Origin of the sequence: Bradyrhizobium sp. (assembly GCF_027451485.1) — a bacterium.
Taxonomy (GTDB): Bacteria; Pseudomonadota; Alphaproteobacteria; order Rhizobiales; family Xanthobacteraceae; genus Bradyrhizobium.
This window is the reverse complement of sequence record NZ_DAIDJE010000178.1, coordinates 50,837-72,510: the sequence shown is the minus strand read 5'-3', so window position 1 is coordinate 72,510 and position 21,674 is coordinate 50,837. Positions and strand designations below refer to the sequence as shown.

At 61.0% G+C, this 21,674-nt stretch carries 25 protein-coding genes; 12 read left to right on the top strand and 13 right to left on the bottom strand.

Features of this window, described 5'->3' with window-relative positions:
- Nucleotides 1-1,221, top strand: a 1,221-nt coding sequence (locus tag NEZ08_RS21820; RefSeq protein WP_298111656.1) for an FAD-dependent oxidoreductase, incomplete at its 5' end; no start/stop codon positions are given.
- Between the two features lie 10 nt (nucleotides 1,222-1,231).
- On the opposite strand, the gene NEZ08_RS21815 is transcribed toward NEZ08_RS21820, so the two are convergent.
- The 5 genes from NEZ08_RS21815 to NEZ08_RS21795 all read right to left on the bottom strand — a co-directional run bounded on the left by NEZ08_RS21815 (nucleotide 1,232) and on the right by NEZ08_RS21795 (nucleotide 6,172).
- On the bottom strand, nucleotides 1,232-2,002 hold the full coding sequence (locus NEZ08_RS21815) for an SDR family NAD(P)-dependent oxidoreductase (protein ID WP_298111655.1): 771 nt from the start codon (nucleotides 2,000-2,002) through the stop codon (nucleotides 1,232-1,234).
- Between the two features lie 126 nt (nucleotides 2,003-2,128).
- Entirely contained in the window at nucleotides 2,129-2,314 is a 186-nt protein-coding gene (locus NEZ08_RS21810; RefSeq protein WP_298111652.1) for a hypothetical protein, read from the bottom strand.
- Between the two features lie 134 nt (nucleotides 2,315-2,448).
- Nucleotides 2,449-3,231 carry a porin family protein gene (locus NEZ08_RS21805; protein WP_298111650.1) on the bottom strand — a complete coding sequence of 261 codons (783 nt, stop codon included), beginning with the start codon at nucleotides 3,229-3,231 and terminating at the stop codon, nucleotides 2,449-2,451.
- Nucleotides 3,232-3,460: 229 nt separating this feature from the next.
- The gene (parE, locus tag NEZ08_RS21800; RefSeq protein ID WP_298111648.1) at nucleotides 3,461-5,518 is read right to left on the bottom strand and encodes a DNA topoisomerase IV subunit B; all 2,058 of its coding nucleotides are present in this window, start codon (nucleotides 5,516-5,518) and stop codon (nucleotides 3,461-3,463) included.
- 93 nt (nucleotides 5,519-5,611) lie between these two features.
- Nucleotides 5,612-6,172 (bottom strand): hypothetical protein, encoded by a 561-nt coding sequence (locus tag NEZ08_RS21795; protein WP_298111645.1) that lies wholly within the window; start codon nucleotides 6,170-6,172, stop codon nucleotides 5,612-5,614.
- Here NEZ08_RS21795 and NEZ08_RS21790 point away from each other — a divergent pair.
- The 4 genes from NEZ08_RS21790 to NEZ08_RS21775 all read left to right on the top strand — a co-directional run bounded on the left by NEZ08_RS21790 (nucleotide 6,128) and on the right by NEZ08_RS21775 (nucleotide 9,176).
- Nucleotides 6,128-6,658: a DedA family protein gene (locus tag NEZ08_RS21790; RefSeq protein WP_298111642.1), complete on the top strand. Its 531-nt coding sequence runs from the start codon at nucleotides 6,128-6,130 to the stop codon at nucleotides 6,656-6,658. The genes NEZ08_RS21795 and NEZ08_RS21790 overlap by 45 nt on opposite strands.
- A 245-nt stretch (nucleotides 6,659-6,903) precedes the next feature.
- Entirely contained in the window at nucleotides 6,904-7,569 is a 666-nt protein-coding gene (locus NEZ08_RS21785; RefSeq protein WP_298111639.1) for an FMN-binding negative transcriptional regulator, read from the top strand.
- Nucleotides 7,566-8,561 carry an N-acetyl-gamma-glutamyl-phosphate reductase gene (argC, locus tag NEZ08_RS21780; RefSeq protein ID WP_298111636.1) on the top strand — a complete coding sequence of 332 codons (996 nt, stop codon included), beginning with the start codon at nucleotides 7,566-7,568 and terminating at the stop codon, nucleotides 8,559-8,561. The genes NEZ08_RS21785 and argC overlap by 4 nt, the downstream gene beginning before the upstream one ends.
- Before the next feature lie 15 nt (nucleotides 8,562-8,576).
- Entirely contained in the window at nucleotides 8,577-9,176 is a 600-nt protein-coding gene (locus NEZ08_RS21775) for a bifunctional 2-polyprenyl-6-hydroxyphenol methylase/3-demethylubiquinol 3-O-methyltransferase UbiG (RefSeq protein WP_298111633.1), read from the top strand.
- Nucleotides 9,177-9,215: 39 nt separating this feature from the next.
- On the opposite strand, the gene NEZ08_RS21770 is transcribed toward NEZ08_RS21775, so the two are convergent.
- Complete coding sequence (locus NEZ08_RS21770) at nucleotides 9,216-9,614, bottom strand: MAPEG family protein (protein WP_298111674.1); 399 nt, start codon at nucleotides 9,612-9,614, stop codon at nucleotides 9,216-9,218.
- Between the two features lie 163 nt (nucleotides 9,615-9,777).
- Nucleotides 9,778-11,583 carry a class I poly(R)-hydroxyalkanoic acid synthase gene (locus NEZ08_RS21765; RefSeq protein WP_298111630.1) on the bottom strand — a complete coding sequence of 602 codons (1,806 nt, stop codon included), beginning with the start codon at nucleotides 11,581-11,583 and terminating at the stop codon, nucleotides 9,778-9,780.
- A 249-nt stretch (nucleotides 11,584-11,832) separates the two neighbouring features.
- On the opposite strand from NEZ08_RS21765, the gene NEZ08_RS21760 reads away from it, so the two are divergent.
- The 5 genes from NEZ08_RS21760 to NEZ08_RS21740 all read left to right on the top strand — a co-directional run bounded on the left by NEZ08_RS21760 (nucleotide 11,833) and on the right by NEZ08_RS21740 (nucleotide 16,971).
- Entirely contained in the window at nucleotides 11,833-12,162 is a 330-nt protein-coding gene (locus tag NEZ08_RS21760; RefSeq protein WP_298111627.1) for a hypothetical protein, read from the top strand.
- A 208-nt stretch (nucleotides 12,163-12,370) separates the two neighbouring features.
- Nucleotides 12,371-13,591: an LL-diaminopimelate aminotransferase gene (locus NEZ08_RS21755; RefSeq protein WP_298111624.1), complete on the top strand. Its 1,221-nt coding sequence runs from the start codon at nucleotides 12,371-12,373 to the stop codon at nucleotides 13,589-13,591.
- 63 nt (nucleotides 13,592-13,654) lie between these two features.
- Nucleotides 13,655-14,974 carry a homoserine dehydrogenase gene (locus NEZ08_RS21750; RefSeq protein ID WP_298111621.1) on the top strand — a complete coding sequence of 440 codons (1,320 nt, stop codon included), beginning with the start codon at nucleotides 13,655-13,657 and terminating at the stop codon, nucleotides 14,972-14,974.
- A 158-nt stretch (nucleotides 14,975-15,132) separates the two neighbouring features.
- Complete coding sequence (gene glpX / locus NEZ08_RS21745; RefSeq protein WP_298111619.1) at nucleotides 15,133-16,131, top strand: class II fructose-bisphosphatase; 999 nt, start codon at nucleotides 15,133-15,135, stop codon at nucleotides 16,129-16,131.
- Between the two features lie 120 nt (nucleotides 16,132-16,251).
- Complete coding sequence (locus NEZ08_RS21740; RefSeq protein WP_298111616.1) at nucleotides 16,252-16,971, top strand: haloacid dehalogenase type II; 720 nt, start codon at nucleotides 16,252-16,254, stop codon at nucleotides 16,969-16,971.
- An 87-nt stretch (nucleotides 16,972-17,058) separates the two neighbouring features.
- Here the strand turns inward: NEZ08_RS21740 and NEZ08_RS21735 are convergent, their stop codons facing one another.
- The 6 genes from NEZ08_RS21735 to NEZ08_RS21710 form a co-directional block, all read right to left on the bottom strand.
- Entirely contained in the window at nucleotides 17,059-17,373 is a 315-nt protein-coding gene (locus tag NEZ08_RS21735) for a PilZ domain-containing protein (protein WP_298111614.1), read from the bottom strand.
- Between the two features lie 127 nt (nucleotides 17,374-17,500).
- Nucleotides 17,501-17,680, bottom strand: coding sequence for a hypothetical protein (locus NEZ08_RS21730; protein ID WP_298111611.1), 180 nt, complete (start codon nucleotides 17,678-17,680; stop codon nucleotides 17,501-17,503).
- Between the two features lie 256 nt (nucleotides 17,681-17,936).
- On the bottom strand, nucleotides 17,937-18,338 hold the full coding sequence (locus tag NEZ08_RS21725; RefSeq protein ID WP_298111607.1) for an EF-hand domain-containing protein: 402 nt from the start codon (nucleotides 18,336-18,338) through the stop codon (nucleotides 17,937-17,939).
- 140 nt (nucleotides 18,339-18,478) lie between these two features.
- Nucleotides 18,479-18,862, bottom strand: coding sequence for a DUF302 domain-containing protein (locus NEZ08_RS21720; RefSeq protein WP_298111604.1), 384 nt, complete (start codon nucleotides 18,860-18,862; stop codon nucleotides 18,479-18,481).
- A 39-nt stretch (nucleotides 18,863-18,901) separates the two neighbouring features.
- Nucleotides 18,902-19,333, bottom strand: a complete 432-nt coding sequence (locus NEZ08_RS21715) for a hypothetical protein (RefSeq protein WP_298111601.1) — start codon at nucleotides 19,331-19,333, stop codon at nucleotides 18,902-18,904.
- 135 nt (nucleotides 19,334-19,468) lie between these two features.
- Complete coding sequence (locus NEZ08_RS21710; RefSeq protein ID WP_298111599.1) at nucleotides 19,469-20,050, bottom strand: TetR/AcrR family transcriptional regulator; 582 nt, start codon at nucleotides 20,048-20,050, stop codon at nucleotides 19,469-19,471.
- 99 nt (nucleotides 20,051-20,149) lie between these two features.
- Here NEZ08_RS21710 and NEZ08_RS21705 point away from each other — a divergent pair, with 99 nt between their 5' ends.
- Nucleotides 20,150-20,857 carry a glutathione S-transferase N-terminal domain-containing protein gene (locus NEZ08_RS21705; RefSeq protein ID WP_298111671.1) on the top strand — a complete coding sequence of 236 codons (708 nt, stop codon included), beginning with the start codon at nucleotides 20,150-20,152 and terminating at the stop codon, nucleotides 20,855-20,857.
- A gap of 8 nt (nucleotides 20,858-20,865) precedes the next feature.
- Complete coding sequence (locus NEZ08_RS21700; protein ID WP_298111597.1) at nucleotides 20,866-21,519, top strand: HAD-IA family hydrolase; 654 nt, start codon at nucleotides 20,866-20,868, stop codon at nucleotides 21,517-21,519.
- Nucleotides 21,520-21,674: the final 155 nt, after the last annotated feature.

The window sequence follows — 21,674 nt, the reverse complement described above, 5'->3', positions numbered from 1 at the left end:
CAGACCCATTGTTGCATCGTCGGCGGTGGCCCGGCCGGCATGATGCTCGGTTATCTGCTCGGCCGCGCCGGCATCGGCGTGGTGGTATTGGAAAAGCACGCCGACTTCTTCCGGGATTTCCGCGGCGATACTGTACATCCCTCGACCTTGCAGGTGATGGACGAACTCGGCCTGATCGATGGGTTTTTGAAGGTTCCACATCAGCAATTGCAGCAGATGAACGGTCAGTTCGGCGGGGAATCCGTCCGTATCGCCGATCTCAGCCGCCTGCACGTCAAATACCCGTTCATCGCAATGATGCCGCAGTGGGACTTTCTCAATTTTCTGCGCGAGAGCGGCAAGCGCTTCGCTTCACTTCAAGTCATGATGAACACCAATGCGACTGACCTTATCTGGTCCGGCGACCAGGTCGCTGGCGTCAAGGCCGCAACGCCGGATGGTCCGGTCGATATCCGTGCGGGCCTGACCATCGCTTGCGACGGACGGCACTCGACGGTACGCGAGTGCGCCAAACTAGACCTGAACGAGATCGGTGCCCCGATGGACGTGCTGTGGTTTCGCGCCGGAAGGCGTCCCAACGAATCCGAGAACCTGTTCGCGCGGCTTGAAACCGGCAAGATGCTCGTCACCTTCGACCGCGGCGATTACTGGCAATGCGCCTATGTCATCGCCAAGAACGGCTTCGATGCCGTCAAGGCGAGGGGCCTGGACGCGTTTCGCAATGACGTCATCAGCATGGCGCCAATTCTGGCCGCGGGCATGACGGACGTGAAGACGTGGGAGGACGTCAAGCTGCTGACGGTTGCCATCAACCGGTTGAAGCGATGGACGCGACCGGGACTGCTCTGCATCGGCGATGCCGCCCACGCGATGTCGCCGGTCGGTGGCGTCGGCGTCAATCTCGCCGTTCAGGATGCGGTCGCGACCGCCAACCTGCTTGCTGCGAAACTGGTCGCTTTGAAAAGCAATGAAGGCTGTCCCTCCGAAGAGGAACTGCAATCGGTGCAGCAACGCCGCAGTTTCCCGGTGCGAATGACGCAAGCGATGCAGGTGGCCGTGCAGAACAATCTCATCAGCCGCGCGATCAAGCCTGGCGAAAAGCCGCTTCGGGTGCCGATGTTCCTGCGCCTCGTCTCTTCCGTTCCCTGGCTTCAGGCGCTAGCCGGCCGCCTGATTGCAATCGGCGTGCGCCCCGAACATGTGCATTCGCCCGCCGCGTGAGAAAAACTGCTCAACCCATCACGGAAAATCCGCCATCGACGGGAATTGCCGTCCCGGTCACGAAATCCGAGGCCGGGGATGCGAGAAACACCGCAATCCCGGCGAAATCATCCGGCGCACCCCAGCGAGCCGCCGGTGTGCGCGCCAACACCTTGTCGTGCAGACCCGCGACCTGCTCGCGCGCCTGTCTCGTCAGTTCGGTATCGATCCACCCCGGCAGCACGGCATTGACCTGGATGTTGTCGGAAGCCCATGCGACGGCGCAGGAGCGGGTGAACTGCACGATGCCGCCCTTGCTCGCGGCATAGGCCGGCGCGAAGCTGGCGCCGAAGATCGACATCATCGAGCCGATGTTGATGATTTTGCCGCCACCTGCCTCCTTCATTGCGGAATGCACCGCGCGCGAGCAGAGGAACGCGCTGGTCAGGTTCGTATTGATCACGCGGTCCCATTCGGAGATGTCGAGCTGATCCGCGGGTTTTCGAATGTTGATGCCGGCATTGTTGATGAGAATGTCGATTCGGCCGAGTTCGCGAAGAACCCGCCCCGCCATAGCCGCAACCGCGGCCTCGTCGGTGACGTCGGTTGGGACGGCGATGGCTTTGCCGCTGTTCTTCGACAGGTCCGCAACCGCTGCAGCTGACTTGGCTTCGTCCCGGCCGACGACGGCAATGCTTGCCCCGCTTGCCGCCAAGCCGCGGGCCATGCCAAGGCCGATGCCCCCATTGCCGCCGGTGACGATCGCGACTTTTCCAGAGAGGTCGAACAGTCCCGCTGCCACGTGGATGCTCCTGTCGTCTTGTTTCTTGGCTGTCGTTCGAGCGTGATCCTTGCGCAATCACTCGCGCGTGTCGCCAGGGAAAAACCGCTACCGGCGTTGCATTCGCGCCCGTAGGGTCGGTGAGGCCTAACGCTTGCTCTGCCAGATCAGCACAAGGCCAAGGCCAGCCAGCGCGGCGCCGTAGCCTGCCCACTGGATCTGCCGGATCATGAAACTCGATGCGGGCCAAGTGATCATGCCGGTGCCCTGACCGATCCACAAAAGCCCGATGGCGAGTCCAATGAGGCCGAGCACCAGCAGCAGGTTACGCATGAATACCTCTATGGCCAATTCCGTCCCAAACCGCATTTATCGGGGGCCGAGGGCCTTCGTCACGCGGGACTTTTGAATTAGATAAAAAAAGCCCCGGCATTGCCGGGGCTCTTCGAACTTCGATCCAGCTCAGATCAGTACTTCGCGACGACCGGACCGCCCCAGTTGAAGCGATAAACCAGCGAGGTCGAGACGGTCTGCACGAGCGGGTGGAAGCTAACCGAGTTTCCGGTCAGCAAACCGGTGGCGAGGTTGCTCTCGGCCAAAGTCGATCGATCGAAATAAGCCGCGCGATATTCGGTCTTCATGAACCAGCCCGGCGCGGTGATCCCGAAGATGTTCAGGTTGTTTTCGACACCGCCGCCAATGAACCAGCCATTGCTGTCAAAGGAGCCGGTCGCGGCGGTCGGTGCCGTGCCAGTCACGGTGCCGAGCTGCGAGCCCGACCAATAAGATTGGGTAAAACCAGCGTTGACATACGAATAAACGTTCGGCGCTACGAGGTAGCCCAAACGCACGCCGGCAGCCCAGGTATCGCGAAGCTTTTCGATGCCGGTCAAACCGTTCAAATTGTCATTGAGCGAGCCGCGGAGGCTTCCGAACTGGCCATCCGCAAAGATACCAGCCACCCAAGACTGGCTAAACTGCCAGTCGTAGCCCGCACCAACCGTGCCGAACCAGCCGTCGCCGCCCAGACGCTGACTGATGGTGGCCGCGTTCCCGGCGGCATTCACGCTGTAGCTGTCCGCATCCCAGACACCGCCGCCAGCACCACCGAAGACATAGAAACCGGTCCAGTTATAGACCGGCTCGGGCATCACCGGAGCCTTGGTGTAGGCGCGCGCGGGAAGGTCGGCCGCCACAGCCGAACCCGTGAAGACCGCGACCGCAGTCAGTGCCAACACCAGCTTCTTCATTTCTTACCCCTTAAGCGATTGAGCGCCGCCGCTCGACGCAATCTTGATTCTGGCCCCATTTATAAATGGTTTTGGCCAAAAAGCTGTGGCCGGGTAGGCACACTCGGCCGTAAAACCACGCATTGAACAAAGACCGGCAGGGAGAAAAATTCTTTGAAACCAACAGCAAGGAGGGATTCCTCGCTGTTCGTTTGTGGAAGTAGTAAAATAGTACCGGGGACCCTGGGGCCTAGACGTCCAGGAGGTCCTCGCTGGCGAATTCCGCCTTGTCAGAAATGAAGGCAAAGCGCGCCTCGGCCTTGGTGCCCATCAAGCGCTCGACCGAGTCGGCGGTGCCGTCGCGGTCATCGGCCAAGAGCACCACTTTCAGCAGTGTGCGCTTTGCCGGGTCCATGGTAGTTTCCTTGAGCTGGGCCGGCATCATCTCACCAAGGCCCTTGAAGCGGCTGACGTCGACCTTGGCATTGGCGTTGAATTCGCTCTTGAGCAAGGCGTCCCGATGGGCGTCGTCTCGGGCGTAAAACGTCTTGCTGCCATGGCTGAGGCGATAGAGCGGCGGGACCGCGAGAAAGAGATGTCCCTCATCGATCAGCCGCGGCATCTGCCGGTAGAAGAAGGTGATCAGGAGCGAAGCGATGTGGGCGCCGTCGACATCGGCGTCGGTCATGATGATCACGCGCGAATAGCGCAGGTCTTCTTCGCGGTACTGCGCCCCAGTGCCGCAGCCGATCGCCTGAATCAGGTCGGCGAGCTGCGCATTGGCGACGAGCTTGTCCTTGGTTGCGGATGCGACGTTGAGGATCTTGCCGCGCAAGGGAAGGATCGCTTGCGTCTTGCGGTCGCGAGCCTGTTTGGCGCTGCCGCCGGCGGAGTCGCCCTCGACGATGAAGAGTTCGGAGCCTTCGGCCGCCGTGTCAGTGCAGTCGGCGAGCTTGCCGGGCAGGCGCAGTTTCTTCACCGCGGTCTTGCGCGAGATTTCCTTTTCGGCACGGCGCCGCAGCCGTTCCTCCGCGCGCTCGACGACAAAATCGAGCAGCTTGTTGGCTTGTAACGGATTGCCCGAGAGCCAATGGTCGAAAGGGTCCTTGATCGCCTGCTCGACGATGCGCTGCGCCTCGGCGGTGGCAAGCCGGTCCTTGGTCTGGCCCTGAAATTCCGGTTCGCGAACGAACACCGACAGCATCACGGCCGCGCCCACCATCACGTCTTCGGAGGTGATGGAAGCTGCACGTTTGCCCTGGCCGACGCGCTCGGCATGATCCTTCAGGCCGCGCAGCAGCGCGCTGCGCATGCCGGATTCATGCGTGCCGCCGTCCTGGGTCGGAATGGTGTTGCAGTACGAGGACAAAAAGCCGTCGGCGTCGGCCGTCCAGGCCACCGCCCATTCGCACGCGCCATGCGCGCCGGTGCGGCCCGACTTGCCGGAAAAAATATCCGGATGCACCAGCGTGTCGGCGTGGATTGCGGCCGCCAGATAATCCTTGAGACCTCCCGGGAAGTGAAAGCTGTCCTCGGCCGGCACATCCTCAATGCCCTTCAGCAAGGACGGGTCGCAACGCCAGCGAATTTCCACGCCGCCGAACAGATAGGCCTTGGAGCGCGCCATCTTGAACAGACGTTGCGGCTTGAACGAAGCCTTGGCGCCGAAAATTTCCGGATCCGGCTTGAAGCGCACTCTGGTGCCGCGGCGGTTGTTGACCTTGCCAAGATCCTCGAGTTTTCCCTTGGGGTGGCCGCGCTCGAACACCATCCGGTAGAGTTTTTGACTGCGCGCGACCTCGACCTCGAGCCGCGACGACAACGCGTTGACCACGGATACGCCGACGCCGTGCAGACCGCCTGAGGTCTCATAGACCTTCGAGTCGAATTTGCCGCCGGCATGCAGCGTGCAGAGGATGATCTCGAGCGCGGACTTTTTCGGAAATTTTGGATGCGGATCGACAGGGATGCCGCGACCGTTGTCGGTAACCGTCAAAAAGCCGTCGGCATCGAGTTCGACTTCAATGAAGCTGGCATGCCCGGCCAGCGCCTCGTCCATCGAGTTGTCGATGACTTCGGCGAACAGATGATGCAGCGCCTTTTCGTCGGTGCCGCCGATATACATGCCCGGCCGCCGCCGTACCGGCTCGAGCCCCTCGAGGACCTCGATGTCGCGTGCGGTATAGCCTGCCTCGGCGTTGTCTGAGCGCGACGCGGCCTTCGCGGCAACGCGGGCTTTTGGCCCGGCGGCTCCGAAGAGGTCCTCGGGTGTCTTTGCTTTCACATTTGATTTCAGTTGCTTAGGCATAGTTCTTCAGGTGATACAGAGGATCGTATGGCGAATCGGCCTTGGCCGACTATGCCACGGATGGCCTTTAAAAGTGACCGTCGTGAGGGGCGCTCAGGCCCGCGAGGTACGGAACACAATCACCGCAAACAGGGTAACGGCGAGCACCACGACCAGCGAGCCGATGATCGGCAGCACGATCAAGCCTGTGCCCTTTTTGATCACGATGGCGACGCCGACCGGAAACAGGATTGCGCCCACGAAATGGAGCGACGCCTGCCATTTTGCAAGCGCGCTTTCTCGCGCGGCCGGCACCATTCGATAGTAGAGGCCGAATACGAACAGGAGTACGCCGCCAATCAGGTTCCAATGAGCATGCGCCGGCGCCAAGGAGAATTCCTGCCGGATGCCCATCTCTATTCCCCAGACCATACCGACAATCAAAAACATGGCGCCCGCGCGCATCATTAGTGAATCAAGCATGTGTTGCCCCCGCATCGATTGGCCGCCGATCAAGGAAACGAATCGGCTTTGATCTTGCCTTGCAGCCATTGTGACTTGATGCGGATCGTCCGGCCAGCTTAAACGGGCCAGTTTTGAACGCTGCAAGTCGCCGGGAAGGGCATTCGGATGGAAGAATACACGCGCGCGATAGCCGATTTCGTGCGCGACCATCAGGTCTGGGCTGCGCCGATCGTGCTGGTGCTCGCGTTCGGGGAGTCGCTGGCGTTCATTTCGCTGCTGGTGCCGGCCTGGGGCGCCCTGGTGGCGATCGGTGCGATGATAGGCGTCAGCGACCTCCGTTTCTGGCCGCTGTGCCTGGCGGGCGGGATCGGCGCGGCACTCGGCGACTGGCTCTCGTACTGGTTCGGATTCAAGTACAAGGAGCAGGTCGCGCAATTGTGGCCGCTGTCGCGCTATCCGGAGATCCTGCCGCGCGGAGAGGCGTTCGTCAGAAACTGGGGCGTGCCGAGTATTTTCATCGGTCGTTTTTTTGGACCCTTGCGCGCTTCGGTGCCGCTCGCGGCCGGAATTTTTGAAATGCCGTATTGGCAATTCCAGGTCGCCAATTTCCTCTCCGCCTTGATCTGGGCGGCGGTGCTGTTGCTGTTTGGCGACGTGATTGCGGAGATCGCCGAGTGGCTCTGGCACCTGGCCTGATCAAAGCCCTCCCAGCCAAGGACAGGCAAGAACCTTGACGGCGGACTGCGTCGGCTATATAGCCGCGCGCCATGATCAACGCCGGGACCCATTTCTTCGGTTTTCGCCGCCGCCGCGCTTTAGCGGTAAGGGCGATCATTCGCGTTTAGATCATCGCCTTTGCCGCCGGGTCCGATCCGCGGCATTCTCTCCTGTCAGCGCATCTGATCCTCAAGGCTTCAGGTTAGGCTACGCAGGAGTTCGAGATGTATACGCCTCCCTTGTTCAAGCAGGATCGCACCGCAAGCCTGAGCTTTGCGGAAGAGCGCGGCTTCGGCCTGGTCTGCGCCTGGAATGGTGCGCGGCCGATCGCCTCGTCATTGCCATTCTACTTAAGCCATTCCGATGACGGGGGGCTGCAAGCCCTGTTTCATGTGGCGCGGGGCAATCCGTTGGCAGCGCTCGCCGACGGCGTAATGTCGTGGCTCCTCGCGATCGGCGGCCCGGATGCCTATGTATCGGCTGACTGGTACATCTCGCCCGATCAGGTGCCGACCTGGCTCTATCAATCGGTCCACTTGACCGGGCCGGTACGTGTTCTGTCTGACGGGGAGCTTAGCGCTCAAATCGATGCGCTGAGTGCAAAATTCGAAAACTGGCTGTTGCCGAAGAAGCCGTGGACACCGGCGAAAATGACGCCGGCGCGGCTTGAGGCGATGAAGAAGGCGATCATCGGGCTGGTCATGACGGTCGAGGAAGTTGAGGGCAGCTTCAAACTGAACCAGCACAAATCAGAATCCGACTATGCGGCGGTCGCCGGCGCATTGGAGGGGCGACCCGACACCGGCTCGCAACAAATTGCCGATCTGATGCGGCAAGCGCGGCCGCAGGCCTTCGCAAACGCAACGAAGCTCGAAAGGAACGTGCCATGAGCCTTTCCGAAACCAATAACCCCAAGGCTTCCGACGCTAAAAATCCTGAGACCAGAGCAAAGCCCAGCGTGTTCGTCGACGGCGCCTCGGGAACGACCGGGCTTGGCATTAACGAACGGCTTCGGCTGCAGAGCGACGTCGTCGTGAAGGCGATCGCGGAGGACAAGCGCAAGGACCCCGCCGCCAAGCGCGCCTTGATGGAGGAGGTCGATCTCGTTGTCCTGTGTTTGCCTGACGACGCCGCGCGCGAAACGGTGGCGCTTGTCGACAGCATGGGTGCGGCCGGTCCAAAGGTTCTCGACGCCTCGACGGCGTTCCGCGTTGCGCCCGATTGGGCTTACGGTTTTCCGGAGCTTGCGCCCGATCAGGCCGAAAAGATCAGGAAATCGCGGAAGGTTGCCAATCCGGGCTGCTATCCCACGGGCGCGGTCGCGCTGATCAGGCCGCTCGTCGATGCCGGCATTCTGCCGGCGGATTATCCCGTCACCGTGAATGCCGTCAGCGGCTATTCCGGCGGCGGCAAATCGATGATCGAGAATTTCGAGAGCGGTCACGGGCCGTCGTTCGAACTCTACGGTCTTGGCTTCGAGCACAAGCATTTGCCGGAGATCCAGCTTTATTCGAAGCTGACGCATCGGCCGATCTTCATACCTTCCGTCAGTAATTTCCGGCAGGGCATGCTGGTTTCGTTGCCGCTGCAACTCGATACACTCAAGGGCAAAGTCGCCGGCGCGGACCTGCATGCAGCGCTCGCCAGCCGCTACGCAGGCAGCCGCTACGTTTCGGTGATGCCGCTCGAGAATACGGCTGCCAAGAGCGGGCGGCTCGAACCAGAGGCGCTCAACGAAACCAACATGCTCGAACTCTATGTCTTCGCCAGCGACAAGTACCATCAGGCGGTCCTGGTGGCGCGGCTCGACAATCTCGGCAAGGGGGCGTCAGGCGCGGCCGTGCAAAACATCCGGCTGATGCTCGGTCTGCCTGAGGATTAAGGGAAGGCAGTCACAGTGGACGAGCCGACGCTGGAATTCTATCGCCGCAATGCCGAATCCTACGCTGCGTGGGCGAAAGCTCCTTCGACGCGGCTGATCAGCTTTCTCCGGTTGTTGCCGGAAGGCGGCTCCATTCTCGAACTCGGCTGCGGGGCCGGCAATCATGCCGCCGAAATGCTGGCGCGCGGATTCGCGCTGCGAGCGACTGACGGCTCGCCCGAAATGGCCGCGATCGCTTCACGCCGCCTCAATCATCCCGTCGAGACGATGCGGTTTGATGAACTCGACGTATCCGAGGCATTTGACGGCGTCTGGGCCAGCGCCTGTCTGTTGCATGTGCCGAGGGACGAACTGGGCGGAATCCTTAGGCGAATTCATCGCGCGCTGAAAACTGGCGGCGTGTTTTATGCCAGCTTCAAGTCCGGCGAGAGCGACGGTCGGGATTCGCTGGGCCGCTACTACAGCTATGTTTCATCCGACTGGCTTCGCGCGGCCTATGCGGCGGCGGGGGCCTGGCGATGTCTCAGTTCGGATACGAGCGAGATCAAAAGCTTCGACGCAGCGCCCGCCACTATGCTGCATCTCGTCATGCGCAAGGAGGGAGGCGGCGAATAGCAGGCGAGAACGACATCGGCATTCGCCGTCATGGACGCCTCAGGCAAGTTTGAAGATGGCCAGTGCCAACACCACCTGTGCGGCGAAGCCGACGGTAAAAGCCAGCGTCCGGAACACCGGCAAGCCCATCGTATAGACGATGAGATGCGCGAGCCGCGCCCAGAAATATACCGCGCTGGCATAGGCGGTCGCCTTCGTCGAGTAATCGAGTTCGGCCAGGATCAGAACCAGCGGGGCGAAGATAACGAGATTCTCCACCGCGTTGTCGTGCGCGAACATCAGGCGCGTCGCCCACTCTGAATGCGGCTTGTCACTCCGCGACGGGTTGGCCATCGAACCATAGAGGCCGCGGATCGAGATGCGATTGAGGATGTAGGGGATCCACAGCAAGCCAGTCAGAATCACCGTCAACGTCAGCCAGAACAGTTCGGGCGTCATCAGTCCAGGCGTCATCGTTTCCCCCACTACCGTGCAAAATCGATCTTCGTGCCGCCCATCGAAGTTCCTGCAATCCAAGCGATGAATTCGATCCAGGAACTCCAAACAGAAAGCGGCACTCGCGGGACGCGGTCCGCGTTATAGCCGAACGATTTGAATTGCGCTATGCGCGGACACGAACGTAGCTGCCGGGCGCGTCCTCGATCGGCGGCAGCGCGGCGGCACCAACCTCGCGGGCGGCGACTTGCTCGGGATCGATCGCCTCGAGCCATTGCCGCCAGTCCGGCCACCACGAGCCCTTGTGTTCCTGTGCGTTCTTGATCCAGTCGTCGAGCGTCACGTCTTTGATGTTGTCATTCGTCCAGTACTGGTATTTTCCGGCACTGGGCGGATTGACGACGCCGGCGATATGCCCCGAACCCGACAACACATATTTCACCGGACCACCGAAAAATTGCGAGCCGTAGAGCACCGAATCCGCCGGTGCGATGTGGTCCTCGCGGGTGGCCAGATTGTAGACCGGCACCTTGACCTTCGACAGATCGAGCCGCGTGTTGTCGAGCACCATGGATCCCGATGTGAGCCGGTTCTCCAGATAGCAGTTACGCAAGTAATAGGAATGATTGGCTGCCGGCATCCGCGTCGCGTCCGAATTCCAGTGCAGGAGATCGAACGAGGCCGGCTGCTTTCCCTTGAGATAGTTGCTCACGACATAGGACCAGATCAGGTCGTTTGATCGCAGCATGTTGAAGGCCATGGCCATCTTGGCGCCCTCAAGCACGCCGGAGGCGCGCATGTCGCGTTCAATCGCCGAAATCTGGTCTTCGTCGACAAAAACCAGCAGGTCGCCGGCATGGGTGAAGTCGACCTGCGCGGCCAGGAATGTCGCGGAGCTCACGCGGACGCGGCGCTTTTCGGCGAGCCACGCCAGCGTGGTCGCCAGCAGCGTTCCGCCGACGCAATAGCCCATGGTATGGACCTTCATCTCGCCGGTGGCACGCTCGATCGCATCCATCGCGGCGAGCGGACCTTCCTTCATGTAGTCTTCCCAGGTCTTGGCCCCGAGGCTCTTGTCCGGATTGACCCAGGAAATCACGAACACCGTGACACCCTGATCGACGCACCATTTGATGAAGGATTTTTCCGGCTTGAGATCGAGAATGTAGAACTTGTTGATCCAGGGCGGGACGATCAGAAGCGGCGTACGCAGCACGCTTTCGGTCGCCGGCGTATATTGGATCAATTGCATCAGATCGTTCTGGAAGATCACCTTGCCCGGCGTGGTCGCCATGTTGACGCCGACCTCCAGGTTGGACGGGTCGGACTGGCGGATACGCAGCGTGCCGTGGCCGGCCTCGATATCCTCGGCGAGCATCTTCATGCCGCGGACAAGGTTGTCACCGTTCGAGGTCAAAGTTTCGCGCAATACTTCAGGATTGGTGAGGACGAAGTTGGACGGCGCGAGCGCATTGGTGAGCTGCTGGACATAAAACGCCGCCTTCTTGCGGGTATGGGGGTCCAATCCCTCGGCATCGCGAACCAGATCATTGGCCCATTGCGTCGTCAGCAGATACAGTTGGAGGATAAAGTCGAAAAACTGGTTCGACTTCCACTCGGGATCGGCAAACCTCTTGTCGCGGGGCGAGGGCGCCGCGACCGGAGGAAGCTCCTCGCCGGCAAGGCGGCGCACGGAGTTGCCCCACAGATCGAGATAGGCCTTGCCGATTCTGGTCTGAATGTCATTGGCGCGATCGGGATCCGACAGCCAGTATCCGGCGACCGCTGAGAAGGTCTTGATGAGCTCAGTGAGCTCGCCCGGCGGCTTTTCCGGCACATCACCGCTTGCCGCCGGCTTGAGATAGGCCGCCAGCGCTTGGCCGCCGCTTTCCATCGCCTTGGCGATGTTCATCGCGAAGGCTTCGGCGTTGAACTTGTTTTCGCTCTGAACTTCAGGAGTGACATCCGTCATGGCGCAAGACTACAGCTTCGTTTTAACTTCGTCACGGAAGAGATAGGTGTTGAAAAATAGGCAATCTGCTCGCAAAAAGTTGCTGTTGCATTGCGATATTTATGACTGCTTTGTCTTATTGAAGCCCAACAGGACCGCTCTCTTGCTTGGGCTTTAATGATTTCGGATGACAATGGATCGGGCGCCAGGGCCTCGTTTCGCCAAATTGTTTCATCGCACGCCGCGCCCGGATGGGGTTAAGGACTGAATATGTCGGGGGTACAGCAGAACCGAGCTAGGGCCGGGGCAGCATGGCTGCTGGTGACGCTGGCTTTGGGAGGCTGTTCGACCTCGATCAGCGAAATGCCGATCGGCAGTGCAGCGTCCGATACCAGGCCAACCGAAACCAGCGCCTTTCTGCCGGTCAATGCGCTGCCGCCGGAGCGTGATGAGGCCGCCATGGATCCAGCCGAACGCGCCAAGGTTCAGAAGGAACTGGTCGCCGCCCGGGATCACCAGGCCTCCGCGGCCGCCGCCAAAGGCCAGGGGCAGGCTAATGACCAGAACCAGCCACAGAGCCAGGTTCAGGCCGCAAAATAATCGCGTTGCTGGCGCACCAAGCCTTCCGTGCTAGAATTAATTTGCTGAACCGCGCCGCTTGGCACGAAACTTAAATCGCTTCAGTCCGAAATCTCACTAAGTTATTGAATTTGTGTGATTATGGGCTGCGGTAAGAAGGCCCGCGGGGCGGCGGCGAATCTGTCCCGCCAAATTGATCCCGCAAGGGTTGCCGGAGCTGAAGGGTCCCATGGAAGAGTTTTACCGCATCCGCCGTCTGCCGCCTTACGTCTTTGAACAGGTCAACCGGGCCAAGGCGGCCGCGCGTAATGCCGGGGCCGACATCATTGATCTTGGCATGGGAAATCCAGACCTCCCGACGCCCGCCCACGTCCTGGACAAGCTGAAGGAAACCCTAGGCAAGCCGCGCACCGACCGTTACTCGGCCTCGCGCGGCATTCCGGGTCTCCGCCGCGCGCAGGCCGCCTATTACGAGCGTCGGTTCGGCGTCAAACTCAATCCCGAAACCCAGATTGTCGCCACGCTGGGATCGAAGGAAGGCTTTGCTAACGTCGCCCAGGCGATCACCGCGCCCGGCGACGTGGTGCTGTGTCCCAATCCAAGCTACCCGATTCATGCCTTCGGCTTTTTGATGGCGGGCGGCGTGATCCGCTCGGTGCCGGCTGAGCCGACGCCGCAGTTTTTTGAAGCTTGCGAGCGCGCGATCATTCATTCGATCCCGAAGCCGCTCGCCCTTGTCGCCTGTTATCCGTCCAACCCGACCGCCTATGTCGCCGATCTCGATTTCTATCGGGATCTCGTGGCGTTCGCCAAGAAACACGACATCTTCATTCTGTCCGACCTCGCTTATGCCGAGGTCTATTTCAACGACAAGAATCCGCCTCCCTCGGTGCTGCAGGTCCCCGGCGCAATCGATGTGACGGTGGAATTCACCTCGATGTCGAAAACATTTTCGATGGCGGGCTGGCGCATGGGCTTTGCCGTCGGCAACGAGCGGATCGTCGCGGCGCTGGCGCGGGTCAAATCATATCTCGATTACGGCGCCTTCACGCCGATCCAGGTCGCCGCGACGGCGGCGCTGAATGGCCCGCAGGACTGCATCCGCGAGATGCGCGACACCTACCGCAAGCGGCGCGATGCGCTGGTGGAATCCTTTGGCCGGGCGGGGTGGGACATTCCGCCGCCCGACGCCTCGATGTTTGCCTGGGCGCCGCTGCCGGAAGCCTTTCGTGGAATCGGCAGCATGCAATTCGCCACCCTCATGGTGGAAAAATCAGGCGTCGTGGTCTCGCCCGGCGTCGGCTTTGGCGAGCATGGCGAGGGCTATGTGCGCATCGCCATGGTGGAAAACGAGCAACGGATCCGGCAGGCCGCCCGCGGGGTGCGCCGCTTCCTTGAAAGCGGCATCGAAACATTGCACAACGTGGTTCCTCTCGCCAACCGGCGATAGGACGCCAATCATTTGCTGCCCGCGTTGTCGCGCGGGAAGCCCTCCGGCAGGTCTTTTCCAATCATGGTCGCACCCCTGAAAGTGGGTATCGCGGGGCTCGGCACCGTCGGCGCCGAAGTGGTCCGCCTGATCGAGCAGCAGAGCCGGACGCTGTCCTTGCGCTGCGGCCGCGGTGTGCGGGTGATCGCGGTCACCGCGCGGTCGAAAGCCAAGAAGCGCGGCCTCGATCTGCAAGGGGTCGAATGGGCCAAAAGCCCGCTGGCGCTTGCGAGCGATCCCAAGGTCGATTGCTTTGTCGAACTGATCGGCGGCGCGGGCGAGCCCGCCTTGTCAGCCATCGAAGCGGCACTCAAGGCCGGCAAGTCGGTCGTCACCGCCAACAAGGCGCTGATCGCCAGGCACGGCATCAAGCTCGCCAAGGCCGCCGAACGGTCCGGCGCTGCACTGAATTTCGAGGCCGCGGTGGGGGCGGCGATTCCGATCGTCAAGACGCTGCGCGAGGGGCTGGCCGGCACAGTCGTCAATCGCGTCTACGGCATTCTCAACGGCACCTGCAATTATATCCTGACCCGGATGGAGCAGGAGGGGCTCTCGTTCGCCGAATGTCTGAAGGAGGCCCAGCGTCTCGGCTATGCCGAGGCCAACCCGTCCTTTGACGTCGATGGTCACGATACGGCGCAAAAATTGGCCATTCTGGCCAGTCTCGCCTTCGGCACCCGCGTCTCGCAAGGCGCGGTCTATGTCGAAGGCATCTCGTCGATCGCTCCGGAAGATTTGCGCGCCGCTGCCGAACTCGGCTACCGCGTCAAACTGCTCGGCGTCGCCGTGCGGACCGCCAAGGGTATCGAGCAGCGCGTGCACCCGACCATGGTGCCGAAAACCTCCTCGATCGCGCAGGTGATGGGTGTCACCAATGCGGTGACGATCGACGGCGAAGGCATTCCCCCGATCACGCTGGTGGGTCCCGGCGCGGGCGGAGCAGCGACCGCGTCTGCCGTCGTGGCCGACATCGCGGACGTGGCGCGAGGCGTTCGCCCGCTGCCGTTCGGCCGCCCCGTCGAGCGCTTGCGGGCGGTCGAGAAGGCGCCCATGGAACGCCATGAGGGCGGTTATTACATCCGCCTGATGGCGCGCGACCTGGCCGGCACCGCCGCCACGATCGCCACGCGCCTCGCGGAACAGAAAATTTCTATCGAATCGATCGTCCAGCGCCATGCCAACGGCGTTGACGCCGTGCAGAGTGCCGGGAAGGCCGCGCCCGTGCCGGTCATTCTGATCACCTATGCCACGAGCGAGGATGCCGTCTATCGCGCGCTCGACGCTGTGCAGCGCGACAGAGTGATCAGCGGGCGTCCGCAGGTGATCCGGATCGAAAAGAATTGAGTTGGGCGTGATCGGGACAGGCGGGGATCGATTTTCCTGCGCGACGAGCGCGAAGCGTTTGCCGACGATCACGCTCAAATATAAGGATGTTACTGCCGGAACCGGCGATGCGTGACAGCGTAAAGCCCGAGAAGTTAGCCGTTAGGAGGAATTCGCCGATGTCGACCCATATTTCCGTTCCGCCCCAGTTGCTGCTCGAGCGAATCCTAACGCTCGAACTCGTGCGGGTGACGGAACGCGCGGCGGTCTCGGCAGCGCGCCTGCGCGGCCACGGCAACGAGAAGGCGGCCGATCAGGCGGCGGTGGATGCCATGCGCCGCGAGCTCAACAAGCTGCCGATCGAAGGCACGGTCGTGATCGGCGAGGGCGAACGCGACGAGGCGCCGATGCTGTTCATCGGCGAGACGGTCGGGCTTAAGGCCGGGCCGAACGTCGATATCGCCGTCGATCCTCTTGAAGGCACGACGCTCTGCGCCAAGAACATGCCGGGCGCCATTGCGACCATGGCGATGGCGGACGGCGGAACGCTGCTGCACGCCCCTGATGTCTACATGCAAAAGCTCGCCATTGGCCCGGGCTATTCCAAGGGCGTGGTTGAACTCGATGCGCCGCCGGCCGAGAACGTCCGCCGCCTTGCCAAGGCCAAGGGCGTCGATCCTTCGGCCATTACGGTGCTGGTGCTCGATCGCCCGCGGCATGCCGACATCATCAACGGCGTGCGCTCGACCGGGGCTGCCGTCCGGCTGATCACCGATGGCGACGTTGCCGGTGTCATCCACTGCGCAGATCCCGAAAATACCGGCGTCGATATGTACATCGGCACCGGCGGCGCGCCGGAGGGCGTGCTCGCGGCGGTGGCCCTGCGCTGCATCGGCGGTCAGATGCAGTGCCGGCTGATCCTCGACAGCGAGGAAAAGCGCGAACGCGCCCACAAGATGGGCATCAAGGATCCAAAGCAGATCTACGGGATCGAGGACATGGCGCGCGGCGATTGCCTGTTTGCCGCCACCGGCGTCACCGACGGCTCGCTGCTGTCGGGTGTCAAATTCCGCAAGGATGTCATCCAGACCGAGACGGTGGTGATGCGTTCGGTGACCGGCACGGTCCGTTATATCAAGGCCGATCACCGTCAACTCGACAAGTTTCACCTGGATTGAGTTCTAGGCAGTCATTCCGGGACACGCGATAGCGGTGGCCGGAATGCATGGTGCTGCCACCGGTGCCTTGAGGAATCGCCTCGTCGATGCGCCCCGGAATGGCGGCGGGAGGAACTTCGCATGTCCGACCTTTCGCAGATCAAAGCGCTCGTCTTCGACGTGTTCGGGACGGTGGTCGATTGGCGCACCAGCCTGATCAATGATTTCACCGCCTGGGGCGAGGAGCGCGGTATCAAGGCAGACTGGACCGCGCTCGTTGACGGCTGGCGCGGCGTCTATGTCGCCTCGATGGACGAAGTGCGCAAACATCCTGAGCGTGGCTACGTCATCCTGGACGTGCTGCATCGGCGCTCCCTCGAAAAACTGGTGGGTCAGCTTTCGATTTCAGGCCTCACCGACGAGGACCTGCATTATCTCACCATGGGCTGGCATCGGCTCCATCCATGGCCCGACAGCGTCGGCGGACTGACGCGCCTGAAGACCAAATACATCATCAGTCCGCTTTCGAACGGCAATGTGGCGCTGCTGACGGAAATGGCGAAGTTTGCCCGTCTTCCATGGGATCTTGTGATGTCGGCGGAGCTGTTCGAGCACTACAAGCCGGATGCTGAGACCTATCTCGGCGCCGCGCGCCTTTTGTGCCTGCCGCCCGAGCAGGTGATGATGGTGGCCGCGCACAACAACGACCTGAGGGCGGCACAGAAGCACGGCTTGAAGACTGCCTTTGTCGCGCGGCCGACCGAATATGGTCCTCTGCAGAAATACGACTTCGAGGCAAACGGCGATTGGGACATCGTTGCCGGGGATTTCGGCGAGCTGGCTGCGCGGATGGGCTGTTAATCTCCGAGGTGCGCCACTGAGATGGGCTTTACGGCGAGCCGAACACCTTGCGGGTTCTATAGGACTGGTAAAATCAATCGCTCGATCTCAGCTTCCCTTACGCGGCGGCCGTTCATTTTGCGCCTTACGTTTGCTGCGCAAGAAATTGACTTCGACTTCGTCGCCGTTGACCTTTGCAAGCTGACATCGACGATAGGCCAAGCCGGTCGAGGAAAGCAGAAGAAAGAACTCATTCAGGGCCAGCCCCTCGATCGACTGCTCAACCTGAAGGATTGCTCCGCTTTCCGAAATTTCCAGGACCCTGCAAGAGCGTCGCCATGTACCGTCGATGCCCATCATGTTCGCCGCTAACGGCTTCTCGAAAGTGACGCTTCGCGCTTCTTGTTCGTCTTCTTTGGCCATTACTGGATAAACAGACTTTCGGGCTGACCGGCTCTTTTCCCCAATGCGGTCCGCGCGCGATTCGAGAATTAACCTGTGTTATTTTTGGTCGCTAAAGTTTGCGGACCGAAGCACGGCCTTGGCCAACTCATCGTTTGTCGAGCCCGGACTTGCTATCGGATGGCGCATCATCGTCCATCGCGTCAGCCTGCGCCTGCAGGTCGGCGGCCTTTTGCACCAGGGAGGCAGCCAACTCGGGATCAGCGGTGTTCTTGGAAATTCTTAGCAGCATCGCGGCCCGCCTAAGCAGGCCTGGCTTGTCGGTCACGAAATTCCCCCAGCGAAGTTGGAGGACTACGCCCGCAGATATGCTTCGTTCCAGACTCAAGTGCAAAAATGCACATAGGGCCACAAAACGGTAGGAGCCCTCCTGGGGCAGTCACCAAGTAGCGGAGGAAGGCTGCCAGCGCCGCACCCGGACAGGAACAGGTCGGGGACAGCATCACTCCGATCTCTTCCTGGCGGCTTGCAGGCGGGCTCTCTTCCGGGCGAGGGCGCTGGTCTGCTGCCGGTGGGAAAACCGATCACCTGGGCCCATGAATGAAGGCTTGCATCTCCTCCGGAGTAAGCTTGCCGTCCTTATTGCTGTCCATTGCCTTGAAAATGCGTTCGTGAGCGGCCTGAAACTCCTGCAGCGAAACTGTGCCATCGCTGTCGGTGTCCATGAGAGCGAAAATTATTCGCATCATGAGCGGCGGCCCCATCATGCCTCCACCCATCATGCCGCGCCCCATCATATGTCCCATCATGCCGCCGCCCATCATGCCCTCGTGGCCTGTTGGGCCCGTGCCCTGGCTCATGGGATGGGATTGCATCATTTGCTTATCTGGTTCGGGGGCGGTTGTTTGGCTCTGTGCAAAGGCACCAATGGTGCCGTATGCCAGAATCAGAGCAGATGTCGTCAAGCCCAGGATGCGACTGTACATTCGAGACCTCCTCAAAGTGTGGCTACCGTCCGACAAAACGGGCTGCGCGATATTGATCCCGTATCGCCTCGATCGCGATACGTTCGCAGCAGAATGATCCGTCAAGCCGCATCATCCGCCAAACCAGCGGCAACCGGAAGCTAAATCTCTTCGACGGCGGCCTTCAATTGATCGCCGACCTTCGCAGCGATAGTCGCCAGCGATTTGTTCGGTACCGCCTGCATGGATGCCAAGGGATCGACAGCGGCCACCTCCGTCCTTCCATCGATCTCCTGGATCACCACGTTGCAAGGAAGCATGGTGCCGATCTTATCCTCGGCTTTCAGTGCCTCGTGCGCCATCTTCGGATTGCACGCACCGAGGATGATGTAAGGTCGAAACTCGGCGCCGATTTTCTCCCTGAGCGTTGACTGCACGTCGATCCTGGTCAGGACGCCAAACCCGCGAGCCTTCAGGGCGGCTATCGTCTTGTCCACGGCCGACTGAAACGGAAGGTCGACTGTCTTCGAGAAATAATAGGCCATCTCGCACTCCTGTACGTGTGACTGGCGATGCCTGTGCAGCTACGCGGATGCCTGGAGTGCGGCCTCTGCGCTTTCCGCGGCGTGGCCGAAATCACCCCTTAACGCCTTCAGGGCCCGTCGTTCTTCTTCAATCTCGTAAGACGTGCGAAAGCCCAGCCTTCTCAAGATCGGAACCGGGGGACACCAGCCCTGGACAGCGTGTTGAAACAAAAAGCTGGTCACCAGCGCCGGCAAGGCGAGCCAGCGCCGACTTCGGGCCGCGGCCAGAGCAACTCCAGCAAATCCAAGGACCGCCGCATTGGCTTCGATCGCTCTCTCGATGTCCCACTCATCATCGAGTTCGCCCAGTCTCTCGGTGATCTGGTCGCGATGTGCAGCGAAATAAGAAACGTTACCCACCAATGTTCGCCTGATCCGATTGTTGGCGTGCTCAGACGAGTGGAGCGGCACCCGGTCCCGGGTCGTCGACATGTGCGCGTTTGTCAAATTCATCCGGCAAGAAACCGGATTTCGGCCGATTGTTCCTAAATCCATCAGCGGAACTGGCGAAGATCCTTCATCGATGAGCGTCTGTCCGCTGGCCCTGCCATCCGCGGTCCGGGCTCTTCATCGGTCGAGAAGCGCCAGGGCCTGCGACACGATACCCTCGAGCAAGGCTTTCTCAGGCCGCACGCGAGCGAGGACGCGAACCCCCATCAGGACACTGAGCAGATGAGCGGCAAGTCCATCCGGACTGGAGGAGTGGACGATCGTCCCGTCCGCTTGGCCTTTGCGGAAGCATTCCAGGAAGAACCGTTCAATGCGTTGGAGCATGCCGGCCGTTATTTCCCGGAACTCGGCGTCATGTGGCGCCAGCTCCAGGGCGGTATTGACCAGCATGCAGCCTTTGCGTTCGCGATCGGTGAGGGACCGGTTGAGGATTTCGGCAAAGAATGCGCCCACAGCTTCGCGTGGTGGCAGCCGACGGCAGCGCTCGATCCGCTCGCCGACGTGAACTTCCACGTATCGCTCGAGGGCGCGCTTGAACAGTTCGCGCTTGTCGCCGAAGGCGTTGTAGAGACTGGCAGCGGTGAGGCCCGTTGTATCCGTAAGCCGCGTCACCGACGTGGACGTGAAGCCGTAGCGCCAGAAACAATGGATCGCGGCGTCAAGGACCGTCGATTCGTCAAATTCCCGGGGCCTCGCCATCCTTCTCCTCACCTGGTCGTCCGCCGTGCTGATTATAGCTTGTGTCATTATAGAATGAACATTATAAAACGAGTCATTCTGACGCGTTGCGAGGCTCGCATGATCCGCTTCTATTTCCACCCCACGCCGAATCCGGCGAAGGTTGCGCTTCTGCTGGAAGAAGCCAGGCTTCCCTACGAGCTGGTCCCGGTCGACACCAGCAAGGGCGAACAGCACCGCCCGGAATTCCGCAAGATAAATCCCAATGGAAAGGTGCCTGCTATCGTTGACACGCAAGGTCCCGACGGCAGGCAAACACGCGTTTTCGATTCCACAGCAATTCTGCTCTACCTTGCGGAAAAGACCGACGCGTTTATGGGCTCAAAGAGCGACCGTCCCGAATTGTTGTCATGGCTGATGTTCATTGCCTCGGGTCTCGGTCCGTTTTCAGGCCAGTCGGTTCATTTCCAGTTCGCGGCACCTGAAGGTCTCGATTACGCGAGAAACCGCTACCGGCGTGAAGCCGAACGGCACTATCAGGTTTTGAACGATCATCTGGCGGATCGGGAATATATCGTCGGGAATAATTACACGATCGCCGACATGTCCGCCTGGGGGTGGTTGGAGCGCGCTCCCCGCGTCATGAAGGGAGCAGAAGATCCGCTCGGGGCGTTTCCGCATCTCAAACGCTTGTTTCAGACGGTCGATAGCCGGCCTGCGGCCGCACGTGCTCGCGCAGTCGGAAAAGATCACGAGTTCAAGAAAGTCAACGATGAGGAAACGAAGCGCGCGCTTTTTCCCTCCAATTACCCGCTCGAGGCAAAGTGAAAGACACCATGGCTGAGCAAAAGTTCAAGGCCGTCGCCTTCGACCTCCTGACCGCGCTGATGGATTCCTGGGCTTTCTGGATCAGGACCGCTGGCGACGAAAGACTGGGACGAGCCTGGCGTCGCGCTTCGCTCCGCCTCGTTACAACGGCGGGCATCTATCGGCCGTATGAAGAGACCGTCTTTGAGGCTGCCAGGGAGGTCGGCGTTCCCGGAGAACGCGCCGATCATTTGCTGAAAGACTGGGCCGCTGGGGGACTGTCTCCGTGGCCGGAAGCTCCATCCGTTCTGGCGAAGCTCGCGAGCCACGGCTGGCGGACGGCTGTTGTCACCAATTGCTCCCAGCGGCTGGCTGAGGCTGCGGCTGCGGCAACAGGCCATCGCTTTGACCATATTGTCAGCGCGGAACGAGCCGGATTCTACAAAATAAGGCCAGAAGCCTATAGGGCCGGCTTGGCCGCGCTCGGCGAGGATGCCTCCCGGGTTCTGTTCGTTGCGGGCTCACCGCATGACGTACCCGGCGCTGCCGCCGTCGGGATGCAGGTTTACTGGTCGAACCGCTTCAACGATCCGGTGCCGACAGGCGCTCCGGAGCCGTTGATGAATCAGCCCGACCTCGTGGCTCTTCCCGATCTTCTCGCCGACTACCCCGTGAACGGCTGACAGGCGGATCGCTGGGCGTCGGTCGCAGGCACGCAGGGCACGGGTCATTCTCGGTCGTTTGAGCGAGGATTGACGCGTTGGTCGATATTTGCCTTTCCGGTGGGGAGCGGTGCCAATCAACGCGACCGGGCGAGCGCGCAAGAGAAGCACTGGTC

Coding starts and splice junctions, on each gene's coding strand:
- NEZ08_RS21705 (WP_298111671.1), top strand. CDS start 20,150: ATGATCCGCTTCTATTTCCACCCCACGCCGAATCCGGCGAAGGTTGCG.
- NEZ08_RS21805 (WP_298111650.1), bottom strand. CDS start 3,231: ATGAAGAAGCTGGTGTTGGCACTGACTGCGGTCGCGGTCTTCACGGGT.
- NEZ08_RS21810 (WP_298111652.1), bottom strand. CDS start 2,314: ATGCGTAACCTGCTGCTGGTGCTCGGCCTCATTGGACTCGCCATCGGG.
- argC (WP_298111636.1), top strand. CDS start 7,566: ATGAGCCTTTCCGAAACCAATAACCCCAAGGCTTCCGACGCTAAAAAT.
- NEZ08_RS21760 (WP_298111627.1), top strand. CDS start 11,833: ATGTCGGGGGTACAGCAGAACCGAGCTAGGGCCGGGGCAGCATGGCTG.
- NEZ08_RS21720 (WP_298111604.1), bottom strand. CDS start 18,862: ATGGCCTATTATTTCTCGAAGACAGTCGACCTTCCGTTTCAGTCGGCC.
- glpX (WP_298111619.1), top strand. CDS start 15,133: ATGTCGACCCATATTTCCGTTCCGCCCCAGTTGCTGCTCGAGCGAATC.
- NEZ08_RS21785 (WP_298111639.1), top strand. CDS start 6,904: ATGTATACGCCTCCCTTGTTCAAGCAGGATCGCACCGCAAGCCTGAGC.
- NEZ08_RS21740 (WP_298111616.1), top strand. CDS start 16,252: ATGTCCGACCTTTCGCAGATCAAAGCGCTCGTCTTCGACGTGTTCGGG.
- NEZ08_RS21725 (WP_298111607.1), bottom strand. CDS start 18,338: ATGTACAGTCGCATCCTGGGCTTGACGACATCTGCTCTGATTCTGGCA.
- NEZ08_RS21795 (WP_298111645.1), bottom strand. CDS start 6,172: ATGGTCGCGCACGAAATCGGCTATCGCGCGCGTGTATTCTTCCATCCG.
- NEZ08_RS21710 (WP_298111599.1), bottom strand. CDS start 20,050: ATGGCGAGGCCCCGGGAATTTGACGAATCGACGGTCCTTGACGCCGCG.
- NEZ08_RS21755 (WP_298111624.1), top strand. CDS start 12,371: ATGGAAGAGTTTTACCGCATCCGCCGTCTGCCGCCTTACGTCTTTGAA.
- parE (WP_298111648.1), bottom strand. CDS start 5,518: ATGCCTAAGCAACTGAAATCAAATGTGAAAGCAAAGACACCCGAGGAC.
- NEZ08_RS21765 (WP_298111630.1), bottom strand. CDS start 11,583: ATGACGGATGTCACTCCTGAAGTTCAGAGCGAAAACAAGTTCAACGCC.
- NEZ08_RS21790 (WP_298111642.1), top strand. CDS start 6,128: ATGGAAGAATACACGCGCGCGATAGCCGATTTCGTGCGCGACCATCAG.
- NEZ08_RS21735 (WP_298111614.1), bottom strand. CDS start 17,373: ATGGCCAAAGAAGACGAACAAGAAGCGCGAAGCGTCACTTTCGAGAAG.
- NEZ08_RS21750 (WP_298111621.1), top strand. CDS start 13,655: ATGGTCGCACCCCTGAAAGTGGGTATCGCGGGGCTCGGCACCGTCGGC.
- NEZ08_RS21700 (WP_298111597.1), top strand. CDS start 20,866: ATGGCTGAGCAAAAGTTCAAGGCCGTCGCCTTCGACCTCCTGACCGCG.
- NEZ08_RS21715 (WP_298111601.1), bottom strand. CDS start 19,333: ATGTCGACGACCCGGGACCGGGTGCCGCTCCACTCGTCTGAGCACGCC.
- NEZ08_RS21770 (WP_298111674.1), bottom strand. CDS start 9,614: ATGACGCCCGAACTGTTCTGGCTGACGTTGACGGTGATTCTGACTGGC.